This is a genomic window from Senegalimassilia sp. (genome assembly GCF_977052095.1).
This window is the reverse complement of sequence record NZ_CDRSTZ010000047.1, coordinates 1-16354: the sequence shown is the minus strand read 5'-3', so window position 1 is coordinate 16354 and position 16354 is coordinate 1. Positions and strand designations below refer to the sequence as shown.

General features: G+C 59.2%; 12 protein-coding genes and 3 tRNA genes. 14 read left to right on the top strand and 1 reads right to left on the bottom strand.

Annotated features, from left to right (window positions below):
- On the bottom strand, window positions 1-1267 hold a 1267-nt coding region (gene gdhA / locus ACWI6D_RS07880; protein WP_449134279.1), incomplete at its 3' end, for an NADP-specific glutamate dehydrogenase.
- 245 nt (window positions 1268-1512) lie between these two features.
- Here gdhA and ACWI6D_RS07875 point away from each other — a divergent pair.
- The 14 genes from ACWI6D_RS07875 (at window position 1513) to ACWI6D_RS07810 (ending at window position 16308) form a co-directional block, all read left to right on the top strand.
- Window positions 1513-2706 (top strand): MFS transporter, encoded by a 1194-nt coding sequence (locus ACWI6D_RS07875; protein WP_449134278.1) that lies wholly within the window; start codon window positions 1513-1515, stop codon window positions 2704-2706.
- Window positions 2707-2810: 104 nt separating this feature from the next.
- On the top strand, window positions 2811-5003 hold the full coding sequence (locus tag ACWI6D_RS07870) for an ATP-dependent helicase (RefSeq protein ID WP_449134277.1): 2193 nt from the start codon (window positions 2811-2813) through the stop codon (window positions 5001-5003).
- A 6-nt stretch (window positions 5004-5009) separates the two neighbouring features.
- Window positions 5010-7100: an excinuclease ABC subunit UvrC gene (gene uvrC, locus ACWI6D_RS07865; RefSeq protein ID WP_449134276.1), complete on the top strand. Its 2091-nt coding sequence runs from the start codon at window positions 5010-5012 to the stop codon at window positions 7098-7100.
- A complete protein-coding gene (rapZ, locus tag ACWI6D_RS07860; protein ID WP_330852894.1) occupies window positions 7097-8050 on the top strand; it encodes an RNase adapter RapZ in 954 nt (317 codons plus the stop codon). The genes uvrC and rapZ overlap by 4 nt, the downstream gene beginning before the upstream one ends.
- Window positions 8051-8059: 9 nt before the next feature.
- Complete coding sequence (locus tag ACWI6D_RS07855; RefSeq protein WP_303251282.1) at window positions 8060-9202, top strand: gluconeogenesis factor YvcK family protein; 1143 nt, start codon at window positions 8060-8062, stop codon at window positions 9200-9202.
- Window positions 9181-10110 carry a DNA-binding protein WhiA gene (gene whiA, locus ACWI6D_RS07850; RefSeq protein WP_288284575.1) on the top strand — a complete coding sequence of 310 codons (930 nt, stop codon included), beginning with the start codon at window positions 9181-9183 and terminating at the stop codon, window positions 10108-10110. The genes ACWI6D_RS07855 and whiA overlap by 22 nt, the downstream gene beginning before the upstream one ends.
- A gap of 134 nt (window positions 10111-10244) precedes the next feature.
- The gene (gene gap / locus ACWI6D_RS07845) at window positions 10245-11246 is read left to right on the top strand and encodes a type I glyceraldehyde-3-phosphate dehydrogenase (protein WP_302937394.1); all 1002 of its coding nucleotides are present in this window, start codon (window positions 10245-10247) and stop codon (window positions 11244-11246) included.
- A gap of 57 nt (window positions 11247-11303) precedes the next feature.
- On the top strand, window positions 11304-12491 hold the full coding sequence (locus tag ACWI6D_RS07840; RefSeq protein WP_449134275.1) for a phosphoglycerate kinase: 1188 nt from the start codon (window positions 11304-11306) through the stop codon (window positions 12489-12491).
- 94 nt (window positions 12492-12585) lie between these two features.
- Window positions 12586-13356: a triose-phosphate isomerase gene (tpiA, locus tag ACWI6D_RS07835; RefSeq protein WP_449134274.1), complete on the top strand. Its 771-nt coding sequence runs from the start codon at window positions 12586-12588 to the stop codon at window positions 13354-13356.
- On the top strand, window positions 13356-14915 hold the full coding sequence (gene gpmI / locus ACWI6D_RS07830) for a 2,3-bisphosphoglycerate-independent phosphoglycerate mutase (protein ID WP_449134273.1): 1560 nt from the start codon (window positions 13356-13358) through the stop codon (window positions 14913-14915). Before tpiA ends, gpmI begins: the two co-directional genes overlap by 1 nt.
- A 132-nt stretch (window positions 14916-15047) precedes the next feature.
- Window positions 15048-15305: a preprotein translocase subunit SecG gene (gene secG / locus ACWI6D_RS07825; RefSeq protein ID WP_129422819.1), complete on the top strand. Its 258-nt coding sequence runs from the start codon at window positions 15048-15050 to the stop codon at window positions 15303-15305.
- Window positions 15306-15382: 77 nt separating this feature from the next.
- Window positions 15383-15471 (top strand) — tRNA-Leu (locus ACWI6D_RS07820).
- A 557-nt stretch (window positions 15472-16028) separates the two neighbouring features.
- Window positions 16029-16103, top strand: a tRNA-Val gene (locus tag ACWI6D_RS07815).
- 129 nt (window positions 16104-16232) lie between these two features.
- A tRNA-Gly gene (locus tag ACWI6D_RS07810) sits at window positions 16233-16308 on the top strand.
- Window positions 16309-16354 lie beyond the last annotated feature (46 nt).

Here is a 16354-nt window from a genome sequence, read left to right as displayed (position 1 = left end):
ACTGCTTGGCGGTGTCGTCCACGTTGTGGAACATGCCGCGCATGAGCTGCTCGAGCTTGCCGTCAACCTCTTCGAAGGTCCAGCTCAGGTGCTCGGCGTTCTGGCTCATCTCAAGGCCGGAAACCAGCACGCCGCCGGCGTTTGCAGCCTTGCCCGGCATGAACGCCACGCCGTTGGCCTGGAAGTACTCGGTTGCCTCAAGCGTGGTGGGCATGTTCGCGCCCTCGCCGACAACCTTGCAGCCGTTGGCCACCAGCGCCTTGGCGTCCTCGAGGTGCAGCGTGTTCTCGCGAGCGCAGGGAAGCGCGATGTCGCAGGGAAGCTGCCACACGCCGCGGCCGTCTTCGGCATGCCATGTTGCGTTCGGGCGCTCGTCCACGTACATGGCCAGGGAAACGCCCTTGTCGTTGCCGGAGCGCTTCTTGTTGTAGATGTGCTCGAGCACCTGGTAATCGATGCCGTCGGGGTCTTCCACCCAGCCCTTCGTGTCGGAGCAGGCCAGCACCTTGCCGCCAAGCTGAGAAACCTTCTGAATGGCGTAGATCGCAACGTTGCCGGAGCCGTGCACCACAACGTTTTTGCCTTCGAAGCTGTCGCCGTTGCTCTTGAGATACTCGTCCACAAAGTACACCAGGCCGTAGCCGGTGGCTTCGGTGCGGGCCAGCGAGCCGCCGAACGACAGGCCCTTACCCGTCAGCACGCCGGTCCACTCGTCGCGGATGCGCTTGTACTGGCCGAACATGTAGCCAACCTCGCGGCCGCCGACGCCCAGGTCACCTGCGGGAACGTCGGTGTTCGGGCCGATGTGACGGCACAGCTCGGTCATAAACGACTGGCAGATGTGCATGATCTCGTTGTTGTACTTGCCCTTGGGGTCGAAGTCGGAGCCGCCCTTGCCGCCGCCCATGGGTAGCGTGGTCAGAGCATTCTTGAAGATCTGCTCGAAGCCCAAAAACTTCAACATGCCCAGCGTGACGGTGGGGTTGAAGCGCAGGCCGCCCTTGTAGGGGCCGATTGCGGAGTTGTATTCGACGCGATAACCGCGGTTGACCTGCACATTGCCGGAATCATCGACCCACGGCACGCGGAACATGATGATGCGCTCGGGCTCGATGATGCGCTCAAGAAGGGCGGCCTGCTCGAACTCCGGGTGGGCATCGAGTGCCGGCTGAAGGGTGCCCAGGATCTCGGTAGCAGCCTGGATGAACTCGGGCTGGTCGGCGTTCTTCGCCTTCACCTGCTCGATGATACGCTCGGCATAGCTCATTGAATGCCTCCTAGAAACGAAGTGGTAATACTCACAAGCCGCATTATATGATTCGCAATTGGGGCGTAACGGGAAGTTAACGAAGCCGAAACAATGGGCGTCGGCGGCCGGTTACTGGCTTTTCTGCGCGCGTGGACGGCACGTGAATGTTGCTTGAACGTGACGTGTTTCGGACGCGTTCTTTGCAGGGTGCGCATACAATCCGAACCTCGCGCTAGCAAATATTGGAAAGGCTTTTACCCGCAATGTCTCAGTTCGTCGACAAGAAGCTCTCGCTGTCCGAATGGCTGCCGCTTATCGGCATCACCATTTCCGCGTTCGTGTTCAACACCTCGGAGTTCATGCCCGTGGGACTGCTGACGGATATCGGTGCCACGTTTTCAACCACGGAAGGCGAGACGGGGCTCATCATCTCGGTGTACGCCTGGGCCGTTATGGTGCTGTCGCTGCCGCTTATGATTTTGGGTTCGCGTTTGGCGTTTCGCCCGCTCATGCTGCTGGTGCTCGGCGTGTTCTGCGCTGGCCAGGTGCTTTCGGCGCTGGCGGTCAGCTATGGCATGCTCATGTGCGCGCGCCTGGTGGTGGCTTGCGCTCATTCCGTGTTCTGGGCTATTGCGGCGCCGGTTGCGGTGAAGGTGGCTGACGAGCGGCACGCGCCTATGGCCGTCAGCGCCGTGGTGACGGGGTCGGCGCTTGCCATGATCGTTGGCTTGCCACTTGGCCGTGTTGTGGGGTTGGCGCTGGGCTGGCGACAGACGTTCGCGTGCGTGGGCGTTGTTTCGGCGGCGGTGCTGGTGTACCTGGCATTCGTGTTCCCGAAGATTCCGCCTGCGAAACCGTTCACGCTCAAGCAGCTGCCAGGTATTTTGCACAACAAGGTGCTGGTGGGCATTTTCGTGGTGACGGCGCTGTACGCGATGGGCTATTACACGGGGTACAGCTACATCGAGCCGTTTTTGCTGCAGGTGGGCGGCATGGACGAGGTGGTGGTCACCCTTGCCTTGGTGGCGTTCGGCATTGCGGGAATTGTTGGCAGCATGATTTGCTCGCGGTTTTACCGGGGGCATCGGCGGGCTTTCGCCGTTGCGGTTGTTGCGGGCGTTGCTCTGGCGCTGGTGCTTCTGCGCGTAAGCGCGGTGTCGGTGGCCCTGGTGTTCACCGTATGCGCGCTCTGGGGCATCGCGGGATCAGGCTACAGCATTGTATACCAGGCAGAGATCATCGAGTTTTCGTCCGAGGGTGAGCAGACGGTTGCCATGGCCATCTTCTCGGGCATTTTCAACCTTGGAATCGGCACGGGGAGTTTCATCGGCGGCGGTGTGTGCACGTATGCATCCATTGCCGATGTGGGCTTTGCAGGTGCCGCTATTGCGCTGATCGCTTTGCTGTACTGCGTGTTTGTGCTGGTCAAGCGTATGAAGGCGCAAAGCGATTGCTAGCTGGCTTGTTGTGCAGCGGCCATCGCGAGGTGGTGTTTTCCCGCTTAAAGTAAACGAGCGAATTCTTACTAGAACAAACGTTCTATTTCTGTTATACTGCCTGCATGGAATCTTTGACGACATATCATGAACTTGCAACTAGCGAGGCTGCGCCTCGGCTGAATGAGGCGCAACTTGAGGCGGTAACCGCTACGGAAGGTTACGTGCGGGTTATCGCGGGCGCCGGCACAGGCAAAACAAGGGCGCTTACCGAAAGGTTCGCCTATTTGGTGAATGACCTGGGCATTTTGCCGGGAAACATCCTGTGCGTCACGTTCACGAACAAGGCCGCCAACGAGATGAGACATCGTATCAGGTGCTTGACGGGCGACAACGATACCGGCTATATCAACACGTTTCACGGGTTTTGCGTTTCGGTGCTGCAGGAAGACGCCCATGCGGTGCAGTACCCGAAAAGCTTCATGGTGCTCGATAACGCCGATATCGACGCCATGTTGCAGATCGTGTACGAGGAACGCGGGTTGACGCTGCGCGACATGACGTTTTCTGCCGCGCGCGACATGATAGAGATTCTGAAGCTGAAGGAGCGGCCGGATTATTTCCTGGACATGCTGGCAATGCCGCTTGAAAACCTGCATCAGAAATATCTTTCGGCCACCGAAGCGCGCGACATCATCTTCTATGGGTACCTGTATCAAGAGAAGAAGTGCTTCGGGCTTGATTACAACGACCTCATCGTGTTCACGCTATATATCTTCGATGTGCACGAGGATATCAAGCTGAAGTGGCAGCAGCGTCTGGAATACATCATGATCGATGAGTTTCAGGATATCGATGCGTTGCAGTATCGGCTCATGGACGTGCTGCAGGGCTACCATAAGAACTTGTTCGTGGTGGGCGATCCCGACCAAACCATTTACACGTGGCGCGGCGCTGACGTGCGCTTTTTGCTTGATTTCGACAAGCATTATCCGGGAACCCATACGGTGCTGATGCTGGAGAATTATCGCTCGGCGCCGCAGGTTTTGGCGGCATCGAACTCGCTGATCTCGAAGAACCGCATGCGCATCGCGAAGAATCTGGTTCCCATGCGCGAGGCATATGGCCCTACGGTGTGGCACCATGCGACGTCAAGCGAGCAGGAGGCCGCTTGGATTGCGCAAGGCGTTGAAGCGTTGCACGCGGAGGGCGTTGCGTATCGGGATATGGCCGTTTTGTATCGAGCGCACTATGCCTCGCGTTCGGTGGAGGAAGCGTTTCTGGAGGCCCACATTCCCCATGCGGTCATTAGCGGCGTGCCGTTTTTCGGCCGTCGGGAAATCAAGGACGCGCTTTGCTATTTACGGTTGATCGCTTTGCAGGATGACCTGGCATTCCAGCGCGTTGCGAATGTTCCCAGGCGCAATCTGGGTATGCGGCGCATGGCGTATCTTCGCCAGTATGCCGACGAGCATGCGTGCACGCTGTATCAAGCGCTCGAGCAGACGCTTGACGACGACATCTTCAAGCGCACGAAGGCGAAGCAGCTTGTTGCGCTCGTGCGAGACTTTCGCGCCTCAAGCGAGGGAAGGCCCGTTTCCGAAGTGCTGTCTTCGGTGCTTAACGTCAGCGGCTACGAGCAGATGCTGCGCACGGAAGGCAGCCAAGAGCGCTTGGACAACCTTGCGGAGCTGAAGCAGTCGGTGCACGAATTCGAAACGTCGTGTGGGGAAGAGGTGACGCTTGAGCATTACCTAAAACATGTGGCGTTGCTTACAAACGCCGATGCCGCCGATGGGTCGAAGGACAGCGTGAAGCTCATGACCATCCACGCCGCAAAGGGCTTGGAGTTTCGGCAGGTGTTTCTGTGCTCGCTTTCCGAAGGCGTTTTGCCTTCGCGGAAAACCCGCACTGCCGAAGCCATGGAAGAGGAGAGGCGGCTGGCGTTCGTGGCCTTAACCCGTGCGCAAGATGGTCTGTACCTTTCTGAAGCGGAGGGTTTCAACCACCAAGGGGCGGCGCGCTACCCTTCTCGCTTCCTGCTTGATATCGACCCTGCTGCCTTGGAGTTTTCCGATAAGCCCGCAGACGATAAGCTCGACGAGGCGCGCAACGCGTATGCTCTTACGGACAGATGGATTGCGGACATGGCGCAGCAAGCGTCGCATCCCGTGGGCTCGCGCGTAAGGCACAAAGCGTTCGGCGAAGGTAAGGTTTTGGGCATCGACGAGCAAAAACGGGCATACGTGATTGCATTTGATGGCCTTGAAACGCCGCGGAGCATCTCGTTTCGCGTGAAGTTGGAAACGGTGGGGTAGCACTACGTGAGCAAGCCAGAGGATTTTCAGCAGTACAACCAGGCAAAGGGGTTTACGCCCGGCGGCGCCAGCGAGGACCCCGAACGCCCGATTGACCTTGCACTTGGGCGGCAAACGGGGCAAGGCTGCGCTGAAGCGACGGGTGACGATGAGCCGTTCGAGCAGAAGCTTGCTCGTATCAAACGGGAACTCGATGCTGTACCTGCCCTGCCGGGCGTGTACCTGTGGAAGGACAAGGCGGGCCAGGTTATTTACGTTGGAAAAGCGAAGCAGCTTCGCGCGCGCATGCGCCAATACGTGAACTTCCAGGATGATCGCGCGAAGATTCCGCTGCTTGTCGATCAAATCAGCTCGTTCGAGTACATCGTGGTGGGCAACGAGCACGAATCGCTGGTGCTGGAGAAGAACCTCATCAACCAGTACGCCCCCTGGTTTAACGCAGACTTCAAGGACGACAAATCGTATCCGTTCATCGCGCTGACGAAAGGCGACGTGTTTCCCGCAATCAAGTACACGCGCGAAAAACATCGTGCTGATACGCGATATTTCGGGCCATATACCGATAGCCGCGCCGCTCGACGCATGGTCGACATCGCGCGCCGCGTCGTGCCGATTTGCGCTTCCAGCTGCGCCGACTGGCGTTCGCTGAAACGAAAGTTGGAAAAAGATCCGCTTGCCTGCATGACAAGCGATGTCCGCCCGTGCTTCGATGCGCATGTGGGGTTGGGGCCCGGCGCGTGCTGTGGTCACGTTACCCCTGAGCAGTACGCTGCCAACGTGAAGCGTGTCGAGCGATTTTTGTCGGGCCAGCATCGTGAGTTCGTCGAAGAGCTGGCTGAAGAGATGCAGCAGGCCGCCGCGGAACTCGATTTCGAGCGCGCTGGCCGCATCAAGGCGCGCATCGACACCATCAACGGCTTGTGCGACAAGCAGCACGCCGTCAGCTCGCGCAACTTGAATGCCGACGTCATCGGCTTCTATCGCGAAGAGACTATCGCTGGCGTGCACGTGCTTATGGTGCGCGAAGGTCGCATCATCAACAGCAACGAGTTCGTGCTCAACAGGGGCCTTGACGTACCCGACGAAGACTTGCTGCACATGTTCTTGCTGCGCTACTACGACACCACCACCTCCATCCCTCATGAGGTGATCGTCCGCCGTCTGCCCGAGGACGTCGATGCCATGTGCGACTGGCTTACCGAAAAGCTTGCCAGCTCCCACGGTGCGAAGGTGCGGTTCGCTTCGCCCGAACGCGGCGAGAAGGCAGACCTGGTGACCATGGCCGAGCAAAACGCGAAGCACACGCTCATGCGCTATAAGGTTCGCACGAATTATGAGGACAAGCGCATCAACGATGCGCTGCTGCAGCTGGAGAGCGCCTTGGCGCTCGATGCGCCGCCTTTGCGCATCGAATGCTTCGACATCTCCACGAACCATGGAACGTATACCGTGGCTTCCATGGTGGTGTTCACGAACGGGCGACCTGACAAAAGCCAATACCGCAGGTTCAAGATCAAGGCGCAGCTTGACGAGGCCAATGACTTCCTGTCCATGCAGGAGGTGATGAGCCGCCGGTACTGCGCCGAGCGCATGGCTGATGAGCGATTCGGCAAAAAGCCCGACCTTATCATCCTCGATGGTGGTTTGCCCCAGCTCAATGCCGTTATCGAGCAGTTTGACCGCATGGGCGTTACCGACATCGCGCTGTGCGGCTTGGCGAAGCGCGATGAAGAGCTGTTCGTGCCGTGGCAGGACACCGGCCCGGTTGTGCTGCCAAGCGGAAGCGCAAGCTTGTACCTTGTGAAGCAGGTGCGCGATGAGGCGCACCGGTTTGCCATTACGTTCCATCGCGAGCTTCGCGGCAAGGGCATGACGGCAAGCATCCTCGACGAGGTTGCAGGGTTAGGCCCGGTCAGGAAAAAAGCGCTGCTCAAGCACTTCAAAAGTTTTAAGAACCTCAAGGCCGCAAGCCTGCAGGACATCTTAGATGCCAAGGTGGTGCCGGTTGAAGTGGCCAACGAACTGTATGCAGTGCTTCGGCAGTATAATAGCGAAGCGAAAAGCGAAGTTGTTATCGGCGGGGAAGGAGAAGCATGATGGACGACCAGGCGAAAACGGACGACATGATGAAGAACATGCCCGAGCTGGTCATCGTCAGCGGCATGAGCGGTGCCGGTCGAACCGAGGCCATGCACGCGTTTGAGGATTTGGGCTATTTCTGCGTTGATAACCTGCCCAGCGCGCTTATCGGGAACCTGCTTGACTTGACGGGCATGCCCGGTCAGCCTGACAACCATCGGCGCATCGCCGTGGTCTGCGATGCGCGCAGCGGCGGCTTCTTCAAAAGCCTGATGGAAGAGCTGGGCAAGCTTAAAGCCGAGGGCATCGATTATCGCGTGCTGTTCCTTGACGCCGATGACGAAAAACTTATCGCCCGCTATAAATCAAGCCGCCGCCGTCATCCGCTGTGCACCGATGGCAGCTCCATTGCGCAGGGCATCGCTCGCGAACGTGAGATGCTCTACGGCTTGCGCAAGGGCGCGCATCACGTTATCAACACCACCGATATGCTGCCGCAGCAGTTGCGCAGCACCATACGTGCCCTGTTCGCGCCGGGCGAAGAACGGCAGGGGCTGCAGGTTACCGTGTACTCCTTCGGTTTCAAGCACGGCGCGCCCGTTGATGCTGACCTCGTCATGGACGTGCGTTTCTTGCCGAACCCTTACTACGATCCCGAGCTGCGTCCGCTCACCGGTCTTGACAAGCCGGTGCGTGACTTCGTGCTGTACCGTCCCGAGACGGAGGAGTTCCAGAAATGTTGGCGCGCGCTGCTTGATTGCGTCATGCCCGGCTACGTTGCGGAAGGCAAGCAGCAGCTTGCCATAGCCGTAGGGTGCACGGGTGGACAGCACCGCAGCGTGGCCCTGGCCGAGTCGACGGGCGATTATCTCAAGCAGAAGGGGTATCGCGTAAGCGTGGCACATCGCGATTTGAAGCTGGCCGAAGGTGCCGACGGCTCCATCGTCAGCGCCCAGGGGGCGCGCTAAGGGGCCGATATGCAAGTAACGAACACACACCTGAATGATGGGGCGTTTCCGCACGACCCTTCTATGACCGAAGCGTTTGCTCCGCTCTACGCTGCAGATCCTGTTGTTCCTCAAACGGCGCACTTGCGTGCCGTTGTCATCGGTGGCGGCACGGGTGCGCCTGTTTCCATTCGCACGTTGCTGTCCATGGGCGTGGAAACGTCTGCCGTTGTGGCCATGGCCGATGATGGCGGATCGACGGGCATCCTGCGTGAGGAAGCGAACGTGACGCCTCCCGGCGACATCCGCAAATGCATCTGCGCCATGGCCGCCGATCCGGAAGATCCGCTTACGAAGGCGTTCAAGTATCGTTTTCCGTTTGCGGACAACCATACGCTTGGCAACCTCATGCTGTCTGCGTTAGAGGAGGCGACGGGCGCATTTCCCGAGGCGGTAAGCATCTGCGAGAAGCTGCTGCATGCGCGCGGGCACGTGTATCCTTCCACGCTCGACCGCGTGTCGCTGGTGGCGCGCACGCGCGATGGCCGCTATATCGAAGGGCAGGCGGTGGCGTGTCATTCGCGCACGGCCCTTGCTCACGTGCAGCTGCGCAGCGCTGGCAACATCGTAGCGTACCCACCTGCGCTTGAGGCAATCCGCAACGCGGACCTTATCGTATTGGGGCCGGGGAGCCTATTCACGTCCATTATCCCGAATCTGCTTGTCCCCGGCGTTATCGATGCTATTCGTCAGTCGCGCGGGGCCACGCTGTTCGTGTGCTCGCTTGCCGATATGCAGGGCGAGACGTGGGGGCTGACTGCGCGCGAGCATGTTGAGGCGCTTATGGAGCACGGCATGCGCGGCCTCCTGGACTACGTGCTTGTTCACAGCGCTGTGCCCATCAAACCGGATTCCTCGGAAACGGGCGTGTTTCGCGCGGTGACGGGCGCCAACATCGGTGCAAGCCGCTTCGTTGTTGACGACGAAACCGAGCAACGCCGCGTGCGCCCCGTGCGTATAGACTATGCCGACCTGCGGCTTATCCAAAGCAAGGGGCCGGTCGTGATCGCTCGCAACCTTGTAGACCCCGAGCATCCCACGTGGCACGATCCGTTTGCATTGCGCGAGGCATTCACGGGGGTGTTGCGTCTATGTCATTCACGGCGGAGGTAAAAGACGAGCTGGCGCGCGTTCCCGCGGTTTGCAGCCATTGCGACAAGGCGGTGCTTGCGGCGCTGGTGCGCATCGAAGGCACGCTGTTCGTTTCGGGGAAAAACCGCTATCGCGTGGAAATCGCCACGGATGCGCCGTCGGTTGCTCGTCAGGTCATCAAGCTGCTGCACGAACTGTACCAGCTGAAAACGAACTTGACGGTTCGCCGCAGCGTGCTGCATAAAACGCCGAATTACCTTATCGAGGCGCCTGCGCAGCCCAATCTTGCGCCGGCGTTGCTTGACATGGGCGTGCTCTCTCCTGAAGGCGGCCTGGTGCTCGGCATATCCGACCAGCTTGTTGCGAAGGATTGCTGCGCGGCGGCGTATTTGCGCGGCGCGTTTCTGGGCAGCGGTTTCGTGTCGGACCCGCGCGGCGATTTCCACTTCGAGATCATCGTGGAATCCGAAGAGCTTGCCGAAGGGCTTGTCGGCCTGATGGCGCGCAAGAACATCAAGGCGCGCATCATGCAGCGGCGCAACTCGTATATGGTGTACCTGAAAAGCGGTAGCGCCATCCTGGAGTTTTTGGCGCTTGTCGGAGCGCACCAAAGCGCGCTTGCCATGGAGAACGCGCGCGTTATCAAAAGCGTGCGCAACGACGTGAACCGGCAGACGAATGCCGAAATAGCCAACCAGGCGAAAACGTCGCGAGCGTCTATCGACCAGATTCGCGCTATCCGCATGGTGCTTGAGGCTCACGGCATGGAGAACCTGCCGCCCGCGCTGCAGGATTTTATCAAGCTGCGCGTTCGCTATCCCGATGCCACGCTCAAAGAGCTTGGCGAGCTTGCGAACCCGCCTTTGTCGAAGTCGGCCGTGTACCACCGCGTTCGGCGCATCGAGCAGATGGCCAAAGAGCTTGGATAGGCGCGTTTGCCGCCGCGCATCGCGCCGATTGCCCTACCGTCCACCTAATAACCGGCGCGTGAATTTGACATTGCGGTAGACTGAGTGTTTGTACGGCCCCAGAATTTGAGTATCTAATGAGAAGGAGATACGCAATGGCAATCAAAGTAGGCATCAACGGTTTCGGCCGCATCGGACGTTTGGCGTATCGCGCCATGGTCAAGGACCCCGCTATCGAGGTTGTGGCCGTCAACGATCTCGGCGACATCCCGACGATGGCTCACCTGCTGAAATATGACTCCGTCCACGGTCGAGCGTTCGACACGGTCGAGGTCACTGAAGACGGTTTCGTGGCAGATGGCCACGCGGTGAAGGTGCTGTGCGAGCGCGATCCCGAGAATCTGCCGTGGGGCGAGCTCGGCGTCGACGTCGTTGTTGAGTCCACTGGCATCTTCAAGACCGGCGAGCTTGCATCCAAGCACATCAAGGCCGGCGCTAAGAAGGTCGTCATCACCTGCCCCGCGAAGGGCGAGGACGTCACCATCGTCATGGGCGTCAACGACGATCAGTACGACAAGGAAAAGCACAACATCATCTCCAACGCTTCCTGCACCACGAACTGCCTGGCTCCTGTGGCCAAGGTGCTGCTTGAGAAGTTCGGCATCAAGCGTGGCTACATGAACACCATTCACTCCTACACGAACGACCAGAAGATTCTTGACCTTCCGCATAAGGACCTTCGTCGCGCTCGTGCAGCCGCCATGTCCATGATCCCCACCACCACGGGTGCCGCTCGTGCCGTGTCGCTCGTGCTGCCCGAGCTTGCGGGCAAGCTCGACGGTTTCGCCACGCGCGTTCCTACGCCCGACGGCTCCATGGTCGACCTGACGGTCGAGCTCGAGCGCGAGGTCACCATCGAAGAGATCAACGCTGCCATGAAGGAAGCCGCCGAAGGCGAGCTGACCGGCATCCTCGAGTACACCGAGGACCCGATCGTCTCCATCGATATCGTCGGCGACAACCACTCTTCCATCTTCGATAGCAAGCTGACCATGGTCATGGGCGGCAAGTCCAACCTCGTGAAGGTCGTATCCTGGTACGACAACGAGTGGGGCTACTCCAACCGCGTTAAGGACCTGGTAAAGATCCTGCTGTAGCATCAAGCCTGAACGGGGCGGCTTCGTGCCGCCCTTTTTCGTTGAAAGGAGCCTGAAATGGCCGATATCGCCTCTGTCGACGATCTTGACGCGCGCGGCAAGCGCGTGCTCGTACGCGTTGACTTCAACGTGCCGGTGTCCGACGGCGTCTGCACCGACGATACGCGCATCCGCGCGGCGCTTCCCACCATCAACAAGCTTGTCGATGGCGGCGCCCGCGTCATCCTTATGAGCCACCTTGGCCGTCCTTCCGGTGAGGGCTTCGAGGAAAAGTTCACGCTGCGACCGGCGGCATTGCGCCTGGCCGAGCTGCTGGGCAAGCCCGTGGCGTTTGCGTCCGATACCATCGGCGAAGATGCGCACGCGAAAGTTGCTGCGCTGCAAGATGGCCAGGTGCTGGTGCTTGAGAACCTGCGTTTCGACAAGCGCGAGAAGAAAAACGACCCTGCGTTCTGTGAAGAGCTGGCTTCGCTTGGTGATGCCTACGTCAACGACGCGTTCGGCACCGCGCACCGCGCTCACGCCTCCACGGCGGGCGTTGCTGCGCTTCTGCCCGCGTATGCCGGCTACCTTATGCAGCGAGAGGTCGGCACGCTTTCGGGCATGCTCGACAAGCCGCGCCGCCCGTTCGTCGCCATTTTGGGCGGTTCGAAGGTGTCGGACAAAATCAAGGTCATCGACGCGCTTTTGGAAAAATGCGACACGCTCATCATCGGCGGCGGCATGTGCTTCACATTCCTGCTGGCGCAAGGCAAGCAGGTGGGCACTTCCCTGAAAGAGGAAGACTGGGTCGAGCGTGCCGCGGCCATGCTGAAGAAGGCCGAAGAGCGCGGCGTGAAGCTATTGCTTCCCGTTGATGTGGTGTGTGCCGACAAGTTTGCCGAGGACGCGCGCACGGAAACGGTTTCCGTCGATGCCATTCCGGCCGACATGATGGGTCTTGATATCGGCCCCGAAACGTCGAAGCTGTATGCCGATGCCATCGCCGAGGGCGCGACGGTGTTCTGGAACGGCCCCATGGGCGTGTTCGAGATGGATGCTTTCGCTGCTGGCACGAAAGCGGTTGCGCTTGCGGTTGCGGAAAACCAGCAGGCCGACACCATCATCGGCGGCGGCGATTCCGTTGCGGCCGTCAACAAGTTCGACCTGGCCGACCGCATGACGTTTATCTCTACCGGCGGCGGCGCCAGCATGGAGCTGGTGCAGGGCGAAGCGCTTCCCGGCGTGGAGGCTTTGAGGCGCTAACAGGGAAGGGGACCGCGCGTCCCCTTCTTGCATTATGGTGAACCCCGGGCGGCTGGCTATGTTGTGCCGCCGATATCGTGAAAGGAGCAGTTCCATGGCTCGCAAACCGCTCATGGCGGGAAACTGGAAGATGAACAACACGTACGGCGAGGCCGTCGTGCTTGCGCAGGAGATCTCGAACAACTACAACAAGTCGTGGACAGGCAAAGTCGACGTGCTCGTATGCCCTCCGTACATCGACTTGAAGCCGGCTAAAGCGGTATTCGAATTCGATCGCACGCCGGTGGAAATCGGTGCACAGAACGTGTACTGGGAGCCGAAGGGCGCGTTTACCGGTGAAATCTCCATCCCTATGCTCAAGGAAGTCGGCTGCACGTGCTCTATCGTGGGCCATTCGGAGCGCCGCGGGTACTTTGGCGAGACGAACGAAGAAGTCAACCGCAAGGTTCGCGCGCTGGTGGATGCGGGCATGTACGCCATCGTGTGCGTGGGCGAGTCGCTGGCGGTCCGCGACGCTGGCACCACCGAAGAGTTCGTGTGTGCTCAGGTTCGTGCCGCATTCGCCGGCATCGACGCGCAGGAGGCGCAGCGCTGCGTCGTGGCATACGAGCCCATCTGGGCTATCGGTACTGGTCGTACCGCTACCCCCGAGCAGGCTCAAGCGGTGTGCCACGCCATTCGTCAGACGCTTGCCGAGCTGTTCGGGGCGCAGGTAGCCGACGAGATGCGCGTGCTGTACGGCGGCTCCATGAACGTCGGCAACGTTGAGATGCTTGTGGCGCAGCCCGATATCGACGGCGGCCTTATCGGCGGTGCAAGTCTGAAGGCCGACCAGTTCATCCAGCTTGTGAAAGCGTGCCTGTAATGGCCGCGAACGAAACGGTGCGCAACGCACTGACGCTGCCGGTGTGCCTCATCATCATGGACGGCTTGGGTCTTGCCGAGCCTGGCCCGGGCAACGCCGTGTCGTTGGCGAACACCCCTACGCTCGACTACTTGTTCGAAACGTGCTCGTGGACGAAGCTTGCAGCTTCGGGCGAGGCGGTGGGCTTGCCGGCCGGGCAAATGGGCAACTCCGAAGTGGGGCACCTGAATATCGGCGCCGGCCGCGTGGTGCACCAGGAGCTCTCGCGCATCAACATGGCGTGCCGTGATGGCTCCATCTGCGAAAACGAGGTCATCAACCAGGCCATCGAAGCTGCGAAGAAGCCGGGTGCGGCGCTGCACCTTATGGGCCTGTTGTCCGACGGCGGCGTGCACTCCAGCAACGAGCACCTGTTCGCGCTCATCCGCCATGCCGTGCGAAGCGGCGCGTCCGACGTGCGCGTGCATGCGTTCATGGACGGCCGCGACGTTCCTCCTGCCAGCGGAAAAGACTACATGGCCGAGCTTGTCTCGTTCATCGAAAGCAACGGATTCGCAGATGTGGTGCGCATCGCAAGCGTTTCGGGGCGCTATTACGCCATGGACCGCGACAAGCGCTGGGAGCGCGTGCAGAAAGCGTATGAAGCCGTGGTGGAAGGCTCGCCCCAATCTAGCGCGCCGGGCCCTGTTGAGGCCATGCAGGCTTCTTACGACGAAGGTGTCACGGACGAATTCGTCGTTCCCGTCGCTTTCGACGAGCGCGGCGTGCAGGAAGGCGATGCCGTCATCTTCTTCAACTTCAGGCCCGACCGCGCACGCGAGCTCACACGCGCGATCGTCGACGAGTCGTTTGACGGGTTCGACCGCGGTTCGCATCCGCGCGTGAACTTCGTCTGCTTGACCGAATACGATCCGGACATCGCCGCCCCCGTGGCGTTCCCCAAGACATTCCCGGAAGATGTGCTGGCAGATGTGCTGGCCAAAGCGAACTTGCGCCAGTACCACATCGCCGAAACTGAAAAGTACGCCCATGTCACGTTCTTCCTTAACGGCGGTAGGGAAGAGCCGAAAGTGGGCGAGCAGCGCAGCCTCATTCCCAGTCCGAAAGTTGCCACGTACGACTTGCAGCCCGAAATGAGCGAGCCTGCCGTTGCGCAGACGCTTGCGGACGCCATCGACAACGACGAGGCGGACGTCTACATCGTGAACTTCGCGAACCCCGACATGGTCGGCCACACCGGCGTCGTGCCGGCCGCCGTTGCGGCCGTCGAGGCCGTTGACGCGGGCGTTGCACGGGTGCTCGACGCCATCAAGCGCAAGGGTGGCGTTGCGTTTATCACGGCAGACCACGGTAATTGCGACAAGATGATTGCGGACGATGGTACGCCCCATACCGCTCATACCACGGCGCCTGTTCCGTTCATTTTGGTGGATGCCGCGCAAACCGGCCGTCATCTAGGCGACGAAGAGGGCGCTTTGTGCGATATCGCGCCGACGCTGCTCGATGTGATGGGACTTGCGGCCCCGCAGGCGATGACGGGCCGAAGCCTGCTCGCCTAGCTTGAGCTGCTGGATTAGTCTGAGCGGAGTATGTTCCGTTCGTGCATGCCCGCAGGGGTTCTTGCCCCCGCGGGCTGCTTTAGCTATACTTCAAGACTTGCATACGTAGTTTTCGAGTGAAAGTGGCAATACGTGAGTCCTCTTTTGATCATCCTCATCGCCTTGCTGGTTATTTCCGGCCTGGGCCTCATCATCTTCATTCTGCTGCATTCGGGCAAGGGTACGGGTATTTCCGACATGATCGCAAGCTCTGTGTACTCGTCTCAAACGGGCACCAGCATCGTTGAGAAGAACCTCGACCGTATCACCATCATCTTCGCAGTGGTGTTCCTGCTGTCGCTTATCGCGCTGATGATCGTGTATCCTTCGGGCTCCATTGCCACGCGCTAAATTTTTTTAAAATTGGGGCTTGGCAGACGGTAAACGTTCCGTTATAGTAAATGTCGTTGCTTTTCAAGCAATCTTTTGTCGGAGTGGTGGAACGGCAGACACGCAAGCTTGAGGTGCTTGTGCCCATTACTCGGGTGTGCGGGTTCAAATCCCGCCTCCGACACCAAATGTTCAGAGACGGCCGAAAGGCCGTCTCTTTTTGTATTGCAAGAATCTTCGCTATTGTTCAGAATCCGTTTCGGCGGCTTTTTGCATCGCTTGCTATTCGTTGCGCTTTATCCCGGTTGATAAAGCTGATGGTACCCATTCGACATTTTTTTGCTTGTCTATAAAGCTGGAAACATCTTGCGAATGCCGTTTCCCAATTGAGCGAATGAGGGAAGCGGGCGCCACGCGATAAGAGGCGCGGTTGACGATCGCCTTGGTTGGATGTCGATACTATATTTTGCGAAGGCCTTGTCAGCGATTCCTGCTTCCATCAAAGATGATGCTCGGAATGTCGGTGCCCCTTGCCTTCTGTGCCGAAATGACTCTGCTTTCGTTTGCTTTGAATAGCTATGCTGCATAGGAAACGAACGCTGACCTGGTATTTCTTGAAAATGTTGGTATCTGTTGCAAAAAAAGTTCCAACTTTTTCAAAAAAGGGGGTTGCCAGAATCTCTCATTCCGGTATTATATCTCCTTGCCGACGCGCCCGAGGCGCTGAAGCGAACCACTGGATGTGGGCGTTTAGCTCAGGGGGAGAGCGCTTCCCTGACACGGAAGAGGTCACAAGTTCAAATCTTGTAACGCCCACCATGCAATTGCAAGCCAGAGGAAATTATTTACCCTCTGGCTTTTATATTGCAAGGAAGTCCTCTTGAAAAGAAATTTTCAAATTGGGACTTGCATCCATTCGGAAGTTGAGTTATCATACTTCCTCGCGATGCGGACATGGCTCAGCTGGTAGAGCATCACCTTGCCAAGGTGAGGGTCGCGGGTTCGAATCCCGTTGTCCGCTCCATTGTCTTAGCTGGGCTGGTCAGGAAACTGGCCAGCTCTTAATAAGA